This window comes from Bacteroides sp. 11BF, from assembly GCF_019633765.1.
Lineage (GTDB): Bacteria > Bacteroidota > Bacteroidia > Bacteroidales > Bacteroidaceae > Bacteroides > Bacteroides hominis.
In genome coordinates this window covers 1-2,470 of the sequence record NZ_JAFKPJ010000055.1, presented here as the reverse complement: position 1 = coordinate 2,470, position 2,470 = coordinate 1, and the positions used below count along the sequence as shown (strand labels likewise).

Here is a 2,470-nt window from a genome sequence, read left to right as displayed (position 1 = left end):
TGCAAAGTCTTTGCAGAACTTGGTATACCAGATAACGTAAATTTACCATTTAGATCAGTAATAACACCTACAGTGGTGCCCTTAGCTAATACAGAGGCTCCAACAACTGGTTGCCCATCTTCTTCAGAAATAACAACACCTGTTGCCTTCTGAGTTTGGGCGGTTACTAGACCTATACCTATAAAAAGGCAAGTCAATAACAGCATTAATTTTCTTTTCATAAATTCTCTCTTAAAGTTTAACTTTACATTAATTGTTTCTTTACTCTAACAAAATGCAAATATATTAAGAAATATGAAACGAACAATTATTTCTATAAAAAAACCTTGCAAATATAACAAATCGTTATCTAAATGCGCAATTTTATGTCTAATAACATAGAAATACGCCTTAAAAAACGTAAACGAGGTTTGTATTGCTAACATGTTGCAGGTGCTAATAATATGTATTTTGGTCCATTTTTGTATATTCAAGGCTTAATATGAGCAAAAATAGTGCTCGTTTTTCTGTTAAGGAAGTTTTTATAAATATAAATTAGCCACTTTTTAAAAATACAAATTAGTTATTTCTATATAAAAAATAGCAGGTTTTAGCAGATATTAAATCTTATTCAATTCTAATATTGAGTCTATGCACGTCTTATTTGTCCATAGTATTAATTAAAAATAAAGGAAATGGATAAAATTATTTACAGTTTAGTGTATAATAGAAAAAAGAGCCTGAACAAAAAAGGGATGGCGTTGGTACAGGTTGAGGCTTACTTAAACAGGAAGAAGAAATATTTTTCTACCAAGGTTTACTTGAGTCCTGACCAATGGGATTTCAAGAAAAGGATGGTTAAAAACCACCCTAATGCGGATGCTATCAATCACATGCTCTATGAGTTCATGGCAGAAATAGAGAAGAAAGAACTGGGATTGTGGCAACAGGGAAAACAAATTTCATTGGATTCACTAAAAAATTCAATGGAAAGTCAGGATGATGGAACTTCGTTTATTGCGTTCTTCCGCAACGAAATAGCCAAATCTTCATTGAAGGAGAGTACCAAACGTAACCATTTATCAACTTTGGAGTTATTGAGAGGCTATAAGAAAGATGTGTCATTCTCAGATCTGACATTTGAATTTATATCCTCATTTGATCATTACCTCCAGCAAAAAGGGTATCACACCAATACCATTGCGAAGCACATGAAACATTTGAAAAGACATATCAATGTAGCCATAAATAAAGAATATATGGAGATACAGAAATATGCCTTTAGAAAATATAAAATTAAAAGTATCGAAAACAGCCATACTCACCTTTCTCCAGAAGAATTAGGAAAGATTGAAAGTTTGGAATTGGATGGTCGGTTTATGAAACTGGAAAAGACAAAAGATGCTTTCCTCTTTTGTTGTTATGCAGGATTACGATATTCTGACTTCACCAACTTATCCCCTGAAAACATAGTGAAAATGCATCAGGAAACCTGGCTTATTTATAAATCTGTGAAAACGAATACGGAAGTACGCCTTCCGCTTTATCTTTTATTTGAGGGAAAAGGAATAGAAGTCTTGAATAAATATCAGGATAATCTTGCTGATTTTTTTAAGCTTAGAGATAATTCAAATGTGAATAAGGAATTATTGATCATAGCAAAATTATCAGGGTTGAATAAACGTATTTCGTTCCATACCGCTCGCCATACCAATGCTACATTATTAATATACAGTGGAGTCAATATTACTACTGTACAAAAGCTATTGGGACATAAAAGCGTGAAGACAACTCAAGTTTATACTAATATAATGGACATAACTATTGTACGAGACTTAGAAAAGTCTAAAAATAATCGCAAAGTATCTTACATGTAACAGAGATTTGTGCCTTACGTAGATGTATTGGCTATTAACATTGTTAACACGAATCACAGTTCGCAAGTACCGCTTCTATAAAGAACTTGTTTTCTGATTGAAAATCACTAATTCTTTGCATGTAGGAAGTTAGTTTTAACATCATGTTAAAACTAACTTCCTACATGCAAAATGTGAACGGTTTAATTGGCTGTTTATTAAATACATAAGTTTATTAATCCTATTATAAGGAAATTTAGGTTGGCATTCTCTGTTTTTATATAAATATCAAATTAGTAATTATCCTTTTTCATTTCTAAACCATTTATGTAAAATAATAATAGACTGCTTTATGACTTTTTTTTTCGTTTGGAACTATTGAGTATAACATTCTTTTTTCAATCGTATACTTTTTAATCTATATTTCACTTACAATAAGCGGATTACGTGTACAATAGTGGGAGATCGATATAGGAATCATTCAGCTTTTATTGTTAGTACTGTTATCATATGGGTTTGATATTCAAACATATATCCATTGATATTGTCGTATAAGCACAAGTTCTCTGTGTCTTTTATAAAATGCTGATAATAAACAGTTTATAGTACAATTATAGTTCTGCAAAGACTTTGCA

The 2,470-nt window shown here is 31.2% G+C and carries 2 protein-coding genes; one reads left to right on the top strand and one right to left on the bottom strand.

The window, feature by feature from the left end; translation table 11 throughout:
• Positions 1 to 221 (bottom strand): carboxypeptidase-like regulatory domain-containing protein (locus JZY04_RS20875; protein ID WP_220575499.1); only part of this gene is annotated, 221 nt, incomplete at its 3' end.
• A gap of 453 nt (positions 222 to 674) precedes the next feature.
• Here JZY04_RS20875 and JZY04_RS20870 point away from each other — a divergent pair.
• Positions 675 to 1,856: a Tsr0667 family tyrosine-type DNA invertase gene (locus JZY04_RS20870; RefSeq protein WP_005783269.1), complete on the top strand. Its 1,182-nt coding sequence runs from the start codon at positions 675 to 677 to the stop codon at positions 1,854 to 1,856.
• Positions 1,857 to 2,470 lie beyond the last annotated feature (614 nt).